The sequence below is a fragment of the Novosphingobium sp. genome, assembly GCF_027486195.1.
Taxonomy (GTDB): Bacteria; Pseudomonadota; Alphaproteobacteria; order Sphingomonadales; family Sphingomonadaceae; genus Novosphingobium.
The window spans coordinates 25,423-41,253 of the sequence record NZ_JAIXPP010000051.1; the positions used below are offsets into that span (position 1 = coordinate 25,423).

Annotated in this window: 15 protein-coding genes; 8 read left to right on the forward strand and 7 right to left on the reverse strand. The window is 66.1% G+C overall.

Going from position 1 to position 15,831, the window contains the following annotated elements:
• Positions 1-13: 13 nt before the first annotated feature.
• Positions 14-1,399, reverse strand: a complete 1,386-nt coding sequence (locus tag Q0071_RS09890) for a TIGR03013 family XrtA/PEP-CTERM system glycosyltransferase (RefSeq protein WP_298168212.1) — start codon at positions 1,397-1,399, stop codon at positions 14-16.
• A gap of 225 nt (positions 1,400-1,624) precedes the next feature.
• Between Q0071_RS09890 and Q0071_RS09895 the strand changes: the two genes are divergently transcribed.
• Entirely contained in the window at positions 1,625-3,955 is a 2,331-nt protein-coding gene (locus Q0071_RS09895; RefSeq protein ID WP_298168215.1) for a patatin-like protein, read from the forward strand.
• Positions 3,956-4,153: 198 nt separating this feature from the next.
• Here Q0071_RS09895 and dnaJ read toward each other — a convergent pair whose 3' ends face one another.
• Both dnaJ and dnaK read right to left on the reverse strand, forming a co-directional pair.
• The gene (dnaJ, locus tag Q0071_RS09900; protein WP_298168218.1) at positions 4,154-5,290 is read right to left on the reverse strand and encodes a molecular chaperone DnaJ; all 1,137 of its coding nucleotides are present in this window, start codon (positions 5,288-5,290) and stop codon (positions 4,154-4,156) included.
• 74 nt (positions 5,291-5,364) lie between these two features.
• Complete coding sequence (gene dnaK, locus Q0071_RS09905) at positions 5,365-7,272, reverse strand: molecular chaperone DnaK (RefSeq protein ID WP_298168221.1); 1,908 nt, start codon at positions 7,270-7,272, stop codon at positions 5,365-5,367.
• 171 nt (positions 7,273-7,443) lie between these two features.
• On the opposite strand from dnaK, the gene Q0071_RS09910 reads away from it, so the two are divergent.
• Positions 7,444-8,004, forward strand: a complete 561-nt coding sequence (locus Q0071_RS09910) for a copper chaperone PCu(A)C (protein WP_298168224.1) — start codon at positions 7,444-7,446, stop codon at positions 8,002-8,004.
• Between the two features lie 59 nt (positions 8,005-8,063).
• On the forward strand, positions 8,064-8,498 hold the full coding sequence (locus tag Q0071_RS09915; RefSeq protein ID WP_298168226.1) for a vgr related protein: 435 nt from the start codon (positions 8,064-8,066) through the stop codon (positions 8,496-8,498).
• A 21-nt stretch (positions 8,499-8,519) separates the two neighbouring features.
• Here Q0071_RS09915 and Q0071_RS09920 read toward each other — a convergent pair whose 3' ends face one another.
• Positions 8,520-8,777, reverse strand: coding sequence for a YMGG-like glycine zipper-containing protein (locus Q0071_RS09920; RefSeq protein WP_298168229.1), 258 nt, complete (start codon positions 8,775-8,777; stop codon positions 8,520-8,522).
• A 157-nt stretch (positions 8,778-8,934) separates the two neighbouring features.
• Here Q0071_RS09920 and Q0071_RS09925 point away from each other — a divergent pair, with 157 nt between their 5' ends.
• Positions 8,935-9,603 carry an isochorismatase family cysteine hydrolase gene (locus tag Q0071_RS09925; RefSeq protein ID WP_298168231.1) on the forward strand — a complete coding sequence of 223 codons (669 nt, stop codon included), beginning with the start codon at positions 8,935-8,937 and terminating at the stop codon, positions 9,601-9,603.
• Between the two features lie 303 nt (positions 9,604-9,906).
• Here the strand turns inward: Q0071_RS09925 and Q0071_RS09930 are convergent, their stop codons facing one another.
• Together Q0071_RS09930 and hrcA are read right to left on the reverse strand one after the other, a co-directional pair.
• Positions 9,907-10,470, reverse strand: a complete 564-nt coding sequence (locus tag Q0071_RS09930; RefSeq protein ID WP_298168234.1) for a nucleotide exchange factor GrpE — start codon at positions 10,468-10,470, stop codon at positions 9,907-9,909.
• Positions 10,467-11,531, reverse strand: coding sequence for a heat-inducible transcriptional repressor HrcA (gene hrcA, locus Q0071_RS09935; protein WP_298168237.1), 1,065 nt, complete (start codon positions 11,529-11,531; stop codon positions 10,467-10,469). Before hrcA ends, Q0071_RS09930 begins: the two co-directional genes overlap by 4 nt.
• A gap of 128 nt (positions 11,532-11,659) precedes the next feature.
• Between hrcA and rph the strand changes: the two genes are divergently transcribed.
• Complete coding sequence (gene rph / locus Q0071_RS09940) at positions 11,660-12,376, forward strand: ribonuclease PH (protein WP_298168240.1); 717 nt, start codon at positions 11,660-11,662, stop codon at positions 12,374-12,376.
• Positions 12,377-12,497: 121 nt separating this feature from the next.
• Positions 12,498-13,127 (forward strand): RdgB/HAM1 family non-canonical purine NTP pyrophosphatase, encoded by a 630-nt coding sequence (gene rdgB / locus Q0071_RS09945; RefSeq protein WP_298168244.1) that lies wholly within the window; start codon positions 12,498-12,500, stop codon positions 13,125-13,127.
• Here the strand turns inward: rdgB and Q0071_RS09950 are convergent.
• Entirely contained in the window at positions 13,072-13,719 is a 648-nt protein-coding gene (locus Q0071_RS09950; RefSeq protein WP_298168246.1) for a CAP domain-containing protein, read from the reverse strand. The two genes, rdgB and Q0071_RS09950, sit on opposite strands and share 56 nt — an antisense overlap.
• A 62-nt stretch (positions 13,720-13,781) precedes the next feature.
• Between Q0071_RS09950 and hemW the strand changes: the two genes are divergently transcribed.
• The gene (gene hemW, locus Q0071_RS09955; RefSeq protein WP_298168249.1) at positions 13,782-14,933 is read left to right on the forward strand and encodes a radical SAM family heme chaperone HemW; all 1,152 of its coding nucleotides are present in this window, start codon (positions 13,782-13,784) and stop codon (positions 14,931-14,933) included.
• Positions 14,930-15,823: a tyrosine recombinase XerC gene (locus tag Q0071_RS09960; RefSeq protein WP_298168252.1), complete on the forward strand. Its 894-nt coding sequence runs from the start codon at positions 14,930-14,932 to the stop codon at positions 15,821-15,823. The genes hemW and Q0071_RS09960 overlap by 4 nt, the downstream gene beginning before the upstream one ends.
• The last annotated feature ends 8 nt before the right edge of the window (positions 15,824-15,831 follow it).

Below are 15,831 nucleotides of genomic sequence, written 5' to 3' on the forward strand. Positions count from 1 at the left end.
TCCCCGCTACCGCTCAGCGCGCACCCTCGTTCCAGAGCACCACGCGCAGCGTCTGGAGGAGGATCAGGAGATCAAGGAACGGGCTGTAGTTCTTGGCATAATAGAGATCGTATTCGAGCTTGTGGCGCGAATCCTCGATCGAGGCGCCATAAGGATAATTGATCTGCGCCCAGCCGGTGATGCCCGGCTTCACCATGTGGCGCTCGGCGTAATAGGGCAGCTTTTCCTCGAGGTCGGAGACGAACTCGGGCCGCTCCGGACGGGGGCCGACAAAGCTCATCTCGCCCTTGAGGACGGTCCAGGCCTGCGGCAGCTCGTCGATCCGCAGCTTGCGGATCATGCGGCCCACGCGGGTCACGCGCGGATCGTCCTTGGCCGCCCACTGCGCCCCTGCCGCTTCTGCATCGGTGCGCATCGAGCGCAGCTTGATCAGGCTGAAGTTCTGGCCATAGAGCCCGACACGGGTCTGGCGGAAGAAGGCCGGCCCCTTGCTGTCGAGCTTCACGATGATCGCGAAAAGCGCGATCACCGGCGCGGTCAGGATGAGCAGCAGCAGGCTCGCACAGATATCGAAGATCCGCTTGAAAGCGCTCGAAATCATGCGGCCCGAAGAAAACCCGTCGGAGAAGATCAGCCAGCTCGGGTTGACCGTATCGAGATCGACGCGGCCCGTCTCGCGCTCCATGAAGGTCGAGAAATCATTGACATGGACGCCGGTCGTCTTGATCCGCAGCAGGTCCTTGAGCGGCAGCGCATTGCGGCGCTCCTCCAGCGCTAGCACGACTTCACTGACGCCGAGGTTCTCGACATAGCGCGTGAGATTGTGGATCGCGTTGCGGTTGATCGCTTCCTTGATCACCGGCGCGCTGTCGCTCATCCCGACGAAGCCGACGATGACGAAGCCCGCCTCCACCCGCTCACCCAACTGGCGCAGGCGCTCCGCCCGGTCGCCCGCGCCCAGCACCAGCACGCGCCGGCGGAACACTGCCGTGCCGAGCAGGCCGCCCAGCAGGATGCGGATGAACACCAGCAGCGCCATCGCGATGAACATCGCGTAGAACAGGTTGGACCGCCACAAGGTGTGGCCCGGCAGCACGAAATAGACGACCGAAAGCGCAATGATGCCAAGGCTGATCGCCACCAGCAGCCGCGCGGTAGCATAGCGCATCGAACGCAGCGCATCCGAACCATAGACGCCGACCGCGATCATCGCGGTCTGCACCAGCCCGGCAAAGATCAGCAGCGGCATCCACCGATCCGCCACCACGCCGCCATCAATGCCGATCTGGTTCGCCCGGACCGTCCAGCCGAGTTCGCCCGACGCGATCAGCAGGATGAAATCGAGCAGTGCCAGCAGGAACACCGCGTTCGGAATGTAGAGTTTGAACAGGCGGATCATGGTGCCGCAATCATCCGTCTATGCGGCCCGGTGCGGACCTTCTCGTCGCGGTTTATGCGCAGAGGGGTAAAGCGTCGGTAAATCTGACACCCTGTTTCGGCGTGTTAACCTTTGGATTGCCCGATTTTTCGCTGCCAGGGCGCGAGTGCCTGCCCGAAATGTCGGCGCGGTTTACAGCACAGTCTTATACAAGCACCGCACTGGCGAAGCGCTGCGAAGGCTGTCATGTTGCTTTTCATGCGGGAAAAGGAACTGCGGCTCGCCCTGGTCTGCTACGGCGGGATCAGCCTTGCGGTCTACATGCACGGCGTCACCAAAGAGATCTGGTACGCCACGCGCGCCAGCCGCGCGTTTCATGATGAGGCCCCTGCCGGCACCGGTGCCGAGGCAGTCTACCGGCGCCTGCTCGAAATGCTGGAGTCTACGCGCGATCTCAGGCTGCGCATCCTTCCCGATATCATCTCGGGCGCCAGCGCGGGCGGGATCAACGGCGTGTTCCTCGCGCAGGCGCTGGCGAGCGGGCAGAGCCTGGAGCCGCTGACCACGCTCTGGCTTGAACGGGCAGACGTTGAAATCCTGCTCGATCCCGATGCCCGGCCGTGGAGCCGCTTTGCCAAGTTCTGGGCCCAGCCGCTCGTGTGGTTCCTCCTCAAGCGTCCGGGGAATGTCGTCAGCCGCACGGTGGGTTCGGCCCGCACGCGCCGCGAGGTGCGCCTCAAGCTCTCGCACCTCATCCGCGCGCGCTGGTTCGCGCCGCCGTTCAGCGGGATCGGCTTCTCGCATCTCCTCGCCGAAGCCTTTGATGCGATGGCCGAAACCGGCAGCGGCACCGCGCCCTTGCTTCCGGCCGGCCACCCGCTCGATCTGCTGGTCACCGCCACGGATTTCAACGGCCACCGCGAAGATCTGCGCCTCAACAGCCCGCCGATTGTCGAGGAAAGCGAGCACCGCCTTGCCATCGGCTTTCGCCGCAATGCCTCGGCAGGCGCGGGCGAAGACATTGCCGAGCGCGCCGAACTCGTCTTCGCCGCCCGCTCGACCGCCAGCTTTCCCGGCGCTTTCCCCCCGCTCATGCTCGCGGAAATGGACCAGCTGACCACCGAACGCGGGCTTGCCTGGCACGGCCGGGAGGCCTTCCTCAAGCGCGTGATGCCCAGCCGCTGGAAGCGCGGCCAGCTTGGCGAAGTCGCGCTTGTCGATGGCGCGGTGCTGGTCAATCGGCCGTTTGCCCCGGCCATGGCCGTGCTGCGCGATCGGCCCGCGCAGCGCGAGGTCGATCGGCGGTTCGTCTACATCGATCCCAGCCCGGCCCGCACCCCCATGCCGGACCACATGGAGCGTTCGGTCGGCTTCTTCTCGGCCATCTTCGGCTCGCTTTCGTCGATCCCGCGCGAACAGCCGATCCGCGACAACCTTGAGGCGCTGGAGGCCCAATCGCGCGAACGGGCGCGGCTGCGGATGATCGTCGATACCCTGCGCGGCGAGATCGATACGGCGGTGGAGCGCCTGTTCGGCTATACCTTCTTCTTCGATCAGCCCACGCTCAAACGCCTGACCGCATGGCGCGCCAAGGCCCAGCAAGCGGCGGCTGAGCAGGCCGGGTTCGCCTTCCATGGCTATGCGCAGGTCAAGCTTGCCGGCGTCGTCGCTTCCCTCGCGCAGGTGACCGAGGAAGCGATGATCGAAGCCCCGCCACGCGGCGCGGTCGAGGCTGAACTCTGGGCGCACCTCGCCACGCTCGGCTTCGACCGGCTCGCGCAGGCCAGGGGCGGCGCCACGACCGAGGCCATCGCCTTTTTCCGCGCGCACGATCTTGGCTTCCGCATCCGCCGCCTGAAGCTGCTGGCCCGCCGACTCACGCAGGATTGGGACGATGCCGAAGGGATCAGCCCCGCCGAACGCGAGACCGCGCGCGACATGGTCTACCGCGCGCAGGCGCTCTATCAGGCGAAGCAGACTGCGGCCGGGCTGGGCGAGGACTTCGCTGCCGTCGCCGCCAGCGCGCTCGCCCGCCCCGCCGATGTGCTCGCTGCCATTGCCTCCCGGCGTGATCTCACCGGCATCGACCTTGCCGTCGATGCGATGATCGTCGAAGGTCTCGCCGCGATGAGCAAGCCGCTGCGCCGGCGCTTCCTCTACGCCTACCTCGGCTTCCCGTTCTACGATGTGGCCACCCTGCCGCTGCTGCAGGGCGAGGGCATGGGCGAATTCGATCCCGTGAAGGTCGACCGGATTTCCCCGGAAGACGCTTTGTCGATCCGCACCGGCGGCACCTACGCCTGCCTGAAGGGGGTCGAATTCTTCCACTTCGGCGCCTTCTTCGCGCGCGCCTACCGCGAGAACGACTACCTCTGGGGCCGCCTCCACGGTGCCGAGCGCACGGTGGACCTGATCGCCTCGACCGCCGAGCCGCCGCTGCCGGCCAGCGTGATCCGCGCCTTCAAGCGCGACGTCTTCCTCGCGATCCTCGATGAGGAAAAGCCGCGCCTCACCGCTGAGCCGGGCATGGTCGATGGCGTGTTCGCCGAAGTGAACGCGATGTTTGCGGGGGACTAAGGTTCAAGCGGATCGGCCACGTTTATGCCCCGTGCCCGCGATCCGTGCCTCCCCCATACCTGGTCCCCAAACCTCGTCATTGCGAGGAGCGCAGCGACGAAGCAATCCAGAGCGTCACGCACAAACGCCCTGGATTGCTTCGCTACGCTCGCAATGACGACAGGTAAGGGTAATGTCTGATCCGGAATGATCCGCAATTCACTCCGTCAGATCGTTCCAGGCATCCTTGATCCGGTCAAAGAAACCCTTCGACTGCGGGGTTTCCTCGCCCGTTTCAGTCGCCTGGAATTCACGCAGCAACTCGCGCTGGCGGGCGGACAGCTTGGTCGGCGTCTCGACCTGAATCTCGATCACCAGATCGCCCGTGCCGCGCGCCTGCAGTACGGGCATGCCCGCACCGCGCTTGCGCAGCTGCTTGCCGGACTGGATGCCGGCGGGAATTTCGATCTTGTGGCGCGCTCCGTCGAGCCCGGGAATTTCGATCTCCCCGCCCAGCGCAGCCTTGGTGAAGCTGATCGGGCAGCGTGTCAGCAGCGTCGTCCCCTCGCGCTCGAACATGCGGTGGCGCTTCACGTGAAGGAAGATGTAGAGATCGCCCGCAGGCGCGCCAAACGGCCCGGCCTCGCCCTTGCCGGCCAGCCGGATGCGCGTGCCGTTGTCCACGCCGGCCGGAATCTGCACATCAAGCTTCTGCTCGGCATCGACGCGGCCCTCGCCGCGGCAGCTCTTGCAGGGGCTCTCGATCACTTCGCCGCGGCCATGGCAGGTCGGGCAGGTGCGCTCGACCATGAAGAAGCCTTGCTGCGCACGTACTTTGCCGTGCCCGCCGCACAAGTTGCAGCGCCGCGCCGTGGTGCCGGGCGTTGCGCCGGTGCCGCCGCAGGGCTGGCAGCTCTGGGCCACCTCGACCGCGATCTCGACCGACTTGCCGTGAAACGCGTCCTCGAGCGTGATTTCCATGTCATAGCGCATGTCCGCGCCGCGGCGGGCCTGCTGGCGGCCGCCACCACCACCAAATGCGCCGCCGAAGATCGTCTCGAAGATATCGCCAAGATCGCCGAAGTCGCCGCCGCCAAAGCCGCCGCCACCACCGCCCTGGCCGCCCTGCTGGAAGGCGGCATGGCCATAGCGATCATAGGCCGCCCGCTTCTGCGGATCGGAGAGGCAGGCATAGGCCTCGTTGATCTGCTTGAACTTCGCCTCGCTGTCCTGGCACCCCGGATTCTTGTCCGGATGGAACTTCATGGCGAGTTTGCGATAGGCGGACTTGAGCACCTTTTCGTCTGCGGTGCGCTCCACCTCGAGCAGTTCGTAGAAATCAATTTCAGCCGACATTGCGGTCCCCATCCAAGAACAGCGGCCCGCCGCCTGCACCCGAAAGGCAGGCGGCGGGCCGACTTAACGCAACATCACTTGGTGTCGTCGACTTCCGAGAACTCGGCGTCCACCACGTCCTCAGCGTCCTTCGGAGCCTCGGCCGAAGGCGAAGAAGCAGCGGCCTGCTCCTTCTCGTAGATCGCCTGGCCCATCTTCATCGCCTTATCGGTGAGCGCCTGGGTCTTGGCGTTCATGTCGGCCGGATCGCCGCCCTCGATCGCCGTCTTGGTCTCGGCAATCGCGGCCTCGATCTCGGCCTTCAGCGCAGCGTCGATCTTGTCGCCATTCTCCTCAAGCTGCCGCTCGGTCGCGTGGACAAGGCTGTCGGCGTTGTTGCGCGCCTCGGCCGCCTCGCGGCGCTTCTTGTCCTCTTCGGCAAACTTTTCGGCATCGCGCACCATCTGCTCGATGTCGTTGTCCGAAAGCCCGCCCGAGGCCTGGATGCGGATCTGCTGTTCCTTGCCGGTGCCCTTGTCCTTGGCGCTGACGTTCACGATACCGTTGGCGTCGATATCGAACGTCACCTCGATCTGCGGCACACCGCGCCGCGCCGGCGGAATGCCGACGAGGTCGAACTGGCCGAGCAGCTTGTTGTCCTGCGCCATCTCGCGCTCGCCCTGGAAAACGCGGATCGTCACCGCCTGCTGGTTGTCCTCGGCGGTCGAGTAGACCTGGCTCTTCTTCGTCGGGATCGTGGTGTTGCGGTCGATCATCTTGGTCATGATCCCGCCCAGCGTCTCGATCCCCAGCGAAAGCGGGGTCACGTCGAGCAGCAGCACGTCCTTCACATCGCCCTGCAGCACGCCGGCCTGGATCGCCGCGCCCATGGCGACGACTTCGTCCGGGTTCACGCCGGTGTGCGGATCCTTGCCGAAGAACTCCTTCACGATTTCACGCACGCGCGGCATGCGGGTCATGCCGCCGACGAGCACGACATCGTCGATGTCCTTGGCGGTGAGGCCGGCATCGGCAATCGCCTTGCGGCACGGCTCCAGCGTGCGCTGGATCAGGCCCGAGACGAGCTTTTCAAGGTCAGACCGCGTGACGTTTTCCACCAGATGCAGCGGGGTGGTGCTGCCACCTTCCATGCGCGCGGTGATGAAGGGCAGGTTGATCTCGGTCGTCTGCGCGCTCGAAAGCTCGATCTTGGCCTTTTCAGCCGCTTCCTTGAGCCGCTGAAGGGCGAGCTTGTCGGTGCGGAGATCCATGTTCTCCTTGGCCTTGAACTTGTCCGCGAGGTACTCGACCAGCACGTTGTCGAAGTCTTCACCGCCGAGGAACGTGTCGCCGTTGGTGGACTTCACCTCGAACACGCCGTCGCCGATCTCGAGCACCGAGATATCGAACGTGCCGCCGCCAAGGTCGTAGACCGCAATGGTCTTGCCGTCCTGCTTGTCGAGGCCATAGGCCAGCGCGGCCGCAGTCGGCTCGTTGATGATGCGCAGCACTTCAAGGCCTGCGATCTGGCCGGCGTCCTTGGTCGCCTGGCGCTGCGCGTCGTTGAAGTAGGCCGGCACGGTGATCACGGCCTGCGTCACGGTCTCGCCAAGATAGCTCTCGGCAGTTTCCTTCATCTTCTGCAGGATGAAGGCCGAAATCTGCGAGGGGCTGTAGTCCTCGCCGCCCGCCTTGACCCACGCGTCGCCGTTCTTGCCCTTGACGATGCCATAGGGAACCAGCGCCATGTCCTTCTGGGTCATGGGATCTTCGAAGCGGCGGCCGATCAGGCGCTTCACCGCGAAGATGGTGTTGTCAGGATTGGTCACGGCCTGGCGCTTGGCCGGCTGCCCGATCAGGCGCTCACCATCCCTGGTGAAAGCAACGATCGAGGGCGTCGTGCGCGCGCCTTCCGAATTCTCGATCACCTTCGAGGTGCCGCCGTCCATCACCGCAACGCAGCTGTTGGTCGTGCCGAGGTCGATACCGATAACTTTAGCCATGGTGTTCCTGTTTCCTTGCCCACTAGACGCCGCGCTTGAAGCGCCCCCCGAACCGGGCGAGCCTTCGTCTATGCAGCTCTGACAGAGGGCGATATAGGTCGCCTTCGTCCCGGGACAAGGCCCAGCCGCGCGCCTATGTACCATCTCGTTTCAAGACTGGAGAGAGCTTCGATGCCCCCTATCCGTTCCAATGCATTCGGCTTTGGTCTCGCCCTTGCCGCTGGGGCCAGCCTGCTCGCGCTCGCTGCCTGCAGCGGCAATGCGCCCGATGCTGCCGCAACGGCTTCAGCTAGCGCCGCTTCCGGCTCTGCGCCGAACCCCTTGGCGCCCGACAATGCGCCGAACGTCAGCGTGATCGAACCGGTCATCAAGTTGCCCGCCGTGCCCGGCAATCCGGGGGTGCTTTATTTCACGATCCAGCAGACTGCGGGTCAGGCCAACACGCTCGTGGCTGTCCATGTCGACGGCGCCGGGCGCGCCGAAATGCACGAAAGCAAGACCGAGAACGGCGTATCGTCGATGGCTCCCGTCAGCTCGGTAAGCTTCAGCGACAAGCAGCCCGCCGAATTCAAGGCTGGCGGCTATCATGTGATGCTGTTCGATCTCGCCAGCACGGTGAAGGCGGGCAAGGATGTCGAAGTCACCTTCACGCTCGCCAATGGTGACAAGGTGAGCACTTTCGCGAAAGTCGAGGAAACCGGCGCGATGGAAGGCATGATGGATCACATGTGACCCTGCCGCACAGGGTCCCTCCCGGCGGTGAACGTCCGCTCACGCCGGGCGAACGAGCCTTGGCTGAAAGCGTTTTCGGCGGCGCCCTCGATCTCGCACCCGTGCGGATCCGGCGCCGCCGGTTCTTCCCGTTCCAGCCGCGCGGCACCGTGATGGCGCCGATGGGGCACGTCCATTTCCACCCGGCGAGCCCGCACTACCGCGACGATTTTGCGCAGGCCCCGCTCGGTCTGCAGGGCCTCTTCATCCACGAACTCGTGCATGTCTGGCAGACGCAGCAGCGCGGCCGGTTCTACCTGCCGTTGATGCGCCATCCGTTCTGCCGCTATGCCTACCGCTTCGATCCTGCGCGGCCCTTCACAGCCTACGGCATCGAACAGCAGGCCGAACTTGTCGCCCACGCCTTCCTCGCCGCGAGGGGTGCGCCGCATGCAGCGGCCCCTTCGCTTGCCGCGCTGCAATCCGTGCTGCCGTTCCCGGTCAGGTCTGCCTGACCGGGCGCGCACAACGGCTCGTCAGCAGCGAACCTCATATTCATAACCATCGCGATCGCGGCGATAGCAGCGGCCGTGCTTCTTGATCAGCGAACCGCCTACCGCGCCAGCTGCCGCGCCGATCGCCGCGCCGGTGCCGACATCGCCGCCTGTTGCGCCGCCGATCACAGCGCCGCCTGCCGCGCCCAGCAGCGCCCCTTCGGCGCCGTAATTCCGTGCGCAGCCGACAAGCGAGAGCGCTGCCACGGCCACTATGGGAAGCATGATCTTGCGTTTCATCGTCCAGACTCCTTGTGGCCCCCGGATGCTTGTCCCTGCTCAGGCACAAACGCGCATCCCGCCGCCGGGTTCCGCCACGCGAAAGGTCCGCTGCCCCGCTCTGGCGCAAACCCGCGCGGCCATGGCACGTTTGCCGCGCAGAAAAAGGACCGCGCCGATGCCGCATGCCATAGACACCCACGCCATCCTCGATGCCGTCGCCGCCGCGCGCGGGGGCGTGCGCAATGTGTTCGATGAAATCGACCCGAAGCGCCTCGCCCACATCTGCGTCGATATGCAGAACGGCTTTCTGGAAGAAGGTTCACCGGTCGAAGTGCCGATGGCCCGAGAGATCGTCGGCAACGTGAACCGGATCAGCGCCGCCGTGCGCGCGGGCGGCGGGCTCAACTTGTTCCTGCGCTTCACCACGCCCGATGCGGCCAGCTGGTCGGTCTTCGTCCGCCGGCTGGGTTCAGGCGCAGCGGCCCACCGCGCCGCCTTCACGTCGGGCGCGCACTATCATGATTTCTGGCCTGCGCTGGATGTAGAGCCCGGCGATGCGGTGGTCGACAAGCACCGCTTCAGCGGCTTCACCCCCGGCACCAGCGATCTGGACGCCGTTCTGAAAGCGCGCGGCATCGATACCGTGCTCATCACCGGCACGCTCACCAACTGCTGCTGCGAAAGCACCGCGCGCGATGCCATGCAGTTCAACTACCGCGTCTTGTTCGCAGGCGATGCGAATGCCGCGCTGACGGACGCCGAACACGCGGCCACGCTGCACAGCATCGCGTTCGTGTTTGCAGATCTCTATAACACGGACGAGGTGGTGGGATTGCTGGGCTGAACGCCACCCCCCCAAAAAAACTTCGTCATTGCGAGCGCAGCGAAGCAATCCAGAGCCGCGCAGAGCCACCCTGGATTGCTTCGCTGCGCTCGCAATGACGAACTCAGGTGATGCTCTTTTGCTTCTGTTGAGGCGTTGAGCAGTCGCTAACGCTTGCTACCCAAGGGGCCTTGGGCAAGGTGATATCTCCGTCGCAAGTGTCCCCCTCATCCTCATACACCGCGTGCAGAGGATGATGGGGAACAGACTGGCGCGCCGCCAGTCCGCCCAGCACAAACGGAAGCATGATCCAGCGACGCAGCCTTAATCCGGCTTCTTCGCCACCGCCACCATCGCGGCGCGCAGCAGGCGGTCCTTGATCATGTAGCCGGCCTGCAGTTCCTGCAGCACGGTGCCCGGCTCCACATCGGCAGAGGGGATTTCCAGCATCGCCTGATGCTGGTGCGGATCGAGCGGCAGGCCCTTGGCAGCGATGCGGCTGATCCCGTGGCTCGCAAAGACCTTCTCGATCTCGCGCCCCGTGGCTTCCAGCCCCGCGACAAGGTTCTTCATCTTGTCGTCAGCGCGCAGCTCGGCGGGAATCGATTCGAGCGCACGCGAAAGGTTGTCCGCCACTGAAAGAATATCGCGCGCAAAGGCGGTTGCGGCATAGGCGCGCGCGTCAGCCATTTCCTTTTCCATGCGGCGGCGCACGTTCTGCGTCTCGGCCTTGGCATAGAGCACGTCCTGCTTCGCCGCCTCGAGATCGCCCTTAAGCGCTTCCACGAGTTCGCCCAGGCCATCGCCGCCATCGGTCAGTTCGGAAGGCACGCCTTCAAGTTCAGCTGCCATTTCTGCATCCGTCGGGCGCGTGTCGTTGTCAGTCATTTTCGCGTAAATCCGTCCTGCGTGATGATCCTGCTCAAGGATTGAGCCGTGAAATCAACCATGGGGACAACCCGCGCATAATTCAACCGCGTCGGCCCGATAACTCCCACCACGCCGACCACGCGCCCCTCCCCGTCACGCCATGGCGCGGCGATCACCGAGGAGCCCGAAAGCGAGAACAGCCGGTTCTCGCTGCCGATGAAAATGCGCGCGCTGTCAGCCTCGCGCGCGGCATCGAGCACGCCCGCAATCGCTTCGGCGCTTTCAAGCTCGTCCAGCAGCTGCCGCACCCGCTCAATATCGCCCAGCGCCGCTTCGTCGAGCAGATTGGCTTGCCCGCGCACCACCAGCACCGGCCGCTGCGCCGCATCGCGGCTCCACACCGCCAGCCCCCGCTCGACCAGCGCCGCGCTCGCCGCATCGAGCGCCGAGCGCCCACCCGCGATTTCCGCGCGGATCGCCTGCAAGGCATCGGCCAACGTCCGCCCGGCCATCCGCGCGGTGAGGTAGTTGCCCGCCTGTTCCAGCGTCGAGGCACTCGTCATCCCCGGCAGATCGATCACCCGGTTCTCGACAGTGCCGTCATCCCCCACCAGCACGACCAGCGCCCGTGCCGGCCCCAGCGGCACGAAGGAAATCTGCGCCAGCCGCATTTCCCGGTGCGGCACCATCACCACGCCCGCCCCGGCCGAGAGATCGGACAAGGCCAAGCTCGCCGCCGCCAGCGCCGCCTCGATCGTGCCGCCCTCGGCCAGCCCCCGCTCGATCTGCGCGCGCTCCGCTGCCGAAGGCTCAGCCGCCTGCATGATGCCATCAACGAACAGCCTCAGGCCCACCTCGGTCGGCATCCGCCCCGCGCTGGTGTGCGGCGCCGCCAGCAGCCCTGCGTCCTGCAATTCCTGCAGAACCGATCGGATCGAGGCCGAAGAAAGCCCGACCGCCCCGCTCCCCGCGAGGGTGCGCGAGCCGACGGGAAGCCCGCTGGCGATATAGCCTTCGACCACCAGCCGGAAGATTTCACGGGCGCGGAGCGAGAGTTCAGAAAGTCCGGGGCCTACCATCGCTCCTATCTAGGACAGTTCATCCCGCCGTGAAAGGCATCGAGGCCCCCGTCTTTTCGTGCCGCAGGGCCTTTCATTCCGCTCCGCGCGGGCTAAAGGCTGCGCAAACTTCAACCAAAGGAATTCCCATGCGTCCTTCAGGCCGCGCCGCAGATGAAATGCGCGCCATCACCGTCGAAACCGGTTTCACCAAGCACGCCGAAGGCTCGGTGCTGATCGGCTTTGGCGATACCAAGGTGCTGGTCACCGCCTCGGTCGAAGAACGCGTGCCGCCGTTCATGCGCGGCAAGGGCGAAGGCTGGGTCACGGCGGAATACTCGATGCTCCCCCGCGCCACCCACACCCGCGGCAGCCGCGAGGCAGCGAAGGGCAAGCAATCGGGCCGCACGCAGGAAATCCAGCGCCTGATCGGGCGTTCCTTGCGCGCCGTCACCGATATGAAGAAGCTGGGCGAACGCCAGATCACCTTGGATTGCGACGTGATCCAGGCCGATGGCGGCACCCGCACAGCCTCGATCTCCGGCGCGTGGATCGCGCTGCGCCTTGCCGTGCAGGGGCTGATGGACAGCGGCGCGATCAAGGAAGACCCGCTGACCCGCAAGGTCGCCGCGATCTCCTGCGGCATTCATCAGGGCACGCCCGTTCTCGATCTCGACTACATCGAGGACAGCTCGGCCGATGCCGACGCCAACTTCGTGCTGATCGAGGGCGGCCATATCGCCGAAGTCCAGGCCACTGCCGAGGGCGCGACCTATGACGAGGAAGGCCTGCTGCGCCTCCTGCGCCTCGCCCGCATCGGCTGCACGGAAATCTTCGCCGCCCAGGCCCGCGCCGTCGGCCAATGACTTTCTGCCCCCACCTACCCTCGTCATCCCCGCGCAGGCGGGGATCCAGAGCCCAAGGCGCAGCGTCAGCCGCTCTGGATTCCCGCCTGCGCGGGAATGACGAAAAGTTGGGGGCAAGACCATGACCCGCCTGCTAGCGCCCGGAAAACTCGTCATCGCCACCCACAACGCGGGCAAGCTGCGTGAAATCCGGGCGCTCTTGGCACCCTACGGCATGGACTGCCTCTCGGCGGGCGAACTCGGCCTGCCCGAACCCGCCGAGACGGGCACCACCTTTGCCGAAAACGCACTGATCAAGGCTCACGCTTCGGCCAGCGCCTCGGGCCTGCCTGCATTGGCCGATGATTCCGGCCTCTGCGTCGCTGCGCTCGGCGGCGCTCCCGGCGTCTACACCGCCGATTGGGCCGAAGCCGCGCCCTACGAAGGCGGTCCGGGCCGCGATTGGTACATGGCGATGGGCAAGGTCGAGGGCAAACTTGCAGAGCTCGGCCCCGATACCGCGCGCGATTGCTGGTTTGCCTGCGTCCTCGCGCTCGCCTGGCCCGATGGCCGCGAGGCGGTGTTCGAAGGCCGCGCCACGGGCACGCTCACCTGGCCCCCGCGCGGCACGATGGGCTTCGGCTACGATCCGGTCTTCGTGCCCTCAGGCGATGCGCGCACCTTTGCCGAGCTGGACCCGGCCGAAAAGCACCGCATCAGCCACCGCGCCGACGCTTTTTCGAAGCTGGTTTCGTCGGCTTTGACGGACTGACGGCCGCCGGAGCGACCGGCGCGGCAGTGACGGGAGCGGTAGCGGGGGCAGCAGCAGCCTTGTAGTCATAGGCTTGCTGCCCAATGACATTCCCAGCAGGGAAATAGCGGCACACCAGATAGTCGTTCTGCCGGTTGCTGGCGATCGCACAGCCCACTTCGCGCGTATCCTTCCACACGATCTGCGTATAGTGCCCCACATCTTCCCAGCGTCCTGTGGTCGAGACATCGGGAAACTTGCGCCGCTTGAAGAGCTTTCCCTCGTCGATGAAGAAGCCGATCATTTCTTCCGGGGTGTAATCATCCTTCGTGCCGGTCCAGAGGTTTTCCCCCTCCCCGCCATCGGCACCGATCGGCGCGTGCTCGAACATGTCGGACACGGCGAGCGTCTGCGCCCACTTTTTCGCATGCTCCGCCAGCTTGGCGCTCCAGACGAGCGGCTTCACTCGCAGCCGCAGTCGCTCGGCATTCTGCACAGCAAGCAGCCGCGGTCCCACCGTCCCGACAGGCGTCACGGTCACCTGCGCCGCTGCCGGCTGCACGGCCATCACGGCAGCAAGAATAGTGATCGCAAGTGCTCGACTGCCCCACATATGCGCTTTCCCCAAGGCTTTGGCCCTTGACTTTACCCGCCCGACTCAGGCTGGAAAGATGCATGGCCTTCGCCCTTTATATCCACTGGCCATTCTGCCTCGCCAAGTGCCCATACTGCGACTTCAATAGCCATGTACGAGAGGGCATCGACGTCGACGTATGGCAGCGCGCGTTGCTTGCCGACATGGCTCATGAGGCGGCGCTGACGGGTGGCCGCGAGCTTACCTCGATCTTCTTCGGCGGCGGCACCCCGTCGCTCATGCCCCCTGCGCTGGTGGCCACATTGATCGAGGCCGCAGGCCGCCACTGGCGCTTTGCCGAGGACATCGAGATCTCGCTGGAGGCCAATCCCTCCTCGGTCGAGGCGGCCCGGTTCGCCGGGCTGGCCGAGGCCGGGATCAACCGCGTCTCGCTCGGCCTGCAGGCGCTGGGCGATGCCGCGCTGGTGTTCCTCGGCCGGCTCCACAATGCCGCTGAAGGCCTCGCCGCTCTCGATGTGGCGCAGCGCCATTTCCGCCGCGTGAGCTTCGATTTGATCTACGCCCGGCCCGATCACACGCCCGCGCTGTGGGAGGCCGAACTCGCCCGCGCGCTGTCCTTCGGCACGGGTCATCTCTCGCTCTACCAGCTCACGATCGAGCCCGGCACGCGCTTCGCCACGCTGGTGCGCGAGGGCCGCTTCACCCCGCTGGATGATGACATGGCGGGCGATCTCTTCGCCCTGACCCGCGAGCGCACGCTGGCCGCCGGCCTTCCGGCCTACGAGATCAGCAACCACGCCCGCCCGGGTGAGGAAAGCCGCCACAACCTCGTCTACTGGCGCTATCAGGACTATGTGGGGATCGGCCCCGGCGCCCACGGCAGGCGCGGCGGCTTCGCCACGGTGCGCCACCGCAAGCCCGAAAATTTCCTCAAGGCCGTCAGCGCCCAGCACCACGGCATCGCCGAAATTCGCGAGCTTGGCATCCGCGAACAGGCCGCCGAAGCGCTCCTTATGGGCCTGCGCCTCGACGAAGGCATCGCGCCAGCCGCGCTGGCCCAGCGCTTCGGCCTTCCTGAAACCGATCTGATCGATCCTGCCAAGCGCGCATTCTACACCGCGCAAGGCCTGCTCAACGAACGCGCCGACCGCCTGATCGTGACCGATGCGGGCATGCCGCTGCTCGATGGCCTGCTGGCGGAGATTGTCCCCGCTGGACTCGTGGCGGCATGAGCGCCCCCGATCTGCTCGAAGCCTGGCGCGATCACCTGGCGCTCGCCCGCCGCCGCTCGCCGCACACAGTGCTCGCCTATGTCGCGACCGCCGCGCGTTTGCTTGCCGCGTTGCCCCCGCCGCATGACTGGGCCACGCTCGCTCGCCTCGAAGTCGGCGATGTGCGCACGCAACTGGCGGCCCGCCGCGCCGATGGGATCGGCAACGTCTCCGCCGCGCGCGAACTCTCGGCCCTCAAGGCCTTCCTTGCCTTCGCCCGCACGCAGGTCGGTGGCGCGGATGCCCCGGCGCCGCGCCTGCGCGGCCCCCGGATCAAGAAAGGCCTGCCCCGCCCCGTCACGCCGGACGACGCGGTGAATCTCGCCGCGATGGTCGAAGGCGAAGGCAGCGAACCGTGGATCGGCGCGCGCGACCGCGCGGTGCTGCTGCTGCTCTACGGCGCAGGCCTGCGCATTGCCGAGGCGCTGTCGCTCACCGCCGCCGCGCTGCCGCTGGCCGATGTACTGACCGTGACGGGCAAGGGCGGCCGCCAGCGCGTCGTCCCCATCCTGCCCATCGTGAAAGCGGCGGTGGAGGACTATGCGGCCAAGGTCCCCTTCCCGCTCGCGCGCAGCGAGCCGCTGTTCCGGGGTGCCAAGGGCGGCCCGCTTGCCCAGGCCATGATCCAGCGCGCCGTCGCCCGCGCGCGTACCGTGCTCGGCCTGCCCGCCACGGCCACCCCCCACGCCCTGCGCCACAGCTTCGCGACGCATCTCCTTGGCGCGGGCGCAGACCTCAGGAGCCTGCAGGAACTCCTCGGCCACGCCAGCCTGTCCTCGACGCAGATCTACACCAAGGTCGATGCGGCAACGCTGCTCGACGTCTACCGAAATGCGCATCCGCGGGCCTGAGCCTGCCG

Coding starts and splice junctions, on each gene's coding strand:
- rph (WP_298168240.1), top strand. CDS start 11,660: ATGCGTCCTTCAGGCCGCGCCGCAGATGAAATGCGCGCCATCACCGTC.
- rdgB (WP_298168244.1), top strand. CDS start 12,498: ATGACCCGCCTGCTAGCGCCCGGAAAACTCGTCATCGCCACCCACAAC.
- hemW (WP_298168249.1), top strand. CDS start 13,782: ATGGCCTTCGCCCTTTATATCCACTGGCCATTCTGCCTCGCCAAGTGC.
- Q0071_RS09930 (WP_298168234.1), bottom strand. CDS start 10,470: ATGACTGACAACGACACGCGCCCGACGGATGCAGAAATGGCAGCTGAA.
- Q0071_RS09925 (WP_298168231.1), top strand. CDS start 8,935: ATGCCGCATGCCATAGACACCCACGCCATCCTCGATGCCGTCGCCGCC.
- Q0071_RS09920 (WP_298168229.1), bottom strand. CDS start 8,777: ATGAAACGCAAGATCATGCTTCCCATAGTGGCCGTGGCAGCGCTCTCG.
- Q0071_RS09890 (WP_298168212.1), bottom strand. CDS start 1,399: ATGATCCGCCTGTTCAAACTCTACATTCCGAACGCGGTGTTCCTGCTG.
- hrcA (WP_298168237.1), bottom strand. CDS start 11,531: ATGGTAGGCCCCGGACTTTCTGAACTCTCGCTCCGCGCCCGTGAAATC.
- Q0071_RS09960 (WP_298168252.1), top strand. CDS start 14,930: ATGAGCGCCCCCGATCTGCTCGAAGCCTGGCGCGATCACCTGGCGCTC.
- dnaK (WP_298168221.1), bottom strand. CDS start 7,272: ATGGCTAAAGTTATCGGTATCGACCTCGGCACGACCAACAGCTGCGTT.
- Q0071_RS09895 (WP_298168215.1), top strand. CDS start 1,625: ATGTTGCTTTTCATGCGGGAAAAGGAACTGCGGCTCGCCCTGGTCTGC.
- dnaJ (WP_298168218.1), bottom strand. CDS start 5,290: ATGTCGGCTGAAATTGATTTCTACGAACTGCTCGAGGTGGAGCGCACC.
- Q0071_RS09910 (WP_298168224.1), top strand. CDS start 7,444: ATGCCCCCTATCCGTTCCAATGCATTCGGCTTTGGTCTCGCCCTTGCC.
- Q0071_RS09950 (WP_298168246.1), bottom strand. CDS start 13,719: ATGTGGGGCAGTCGAGCACTTGCGATCACTATTCTTGCTGCCGTGATG.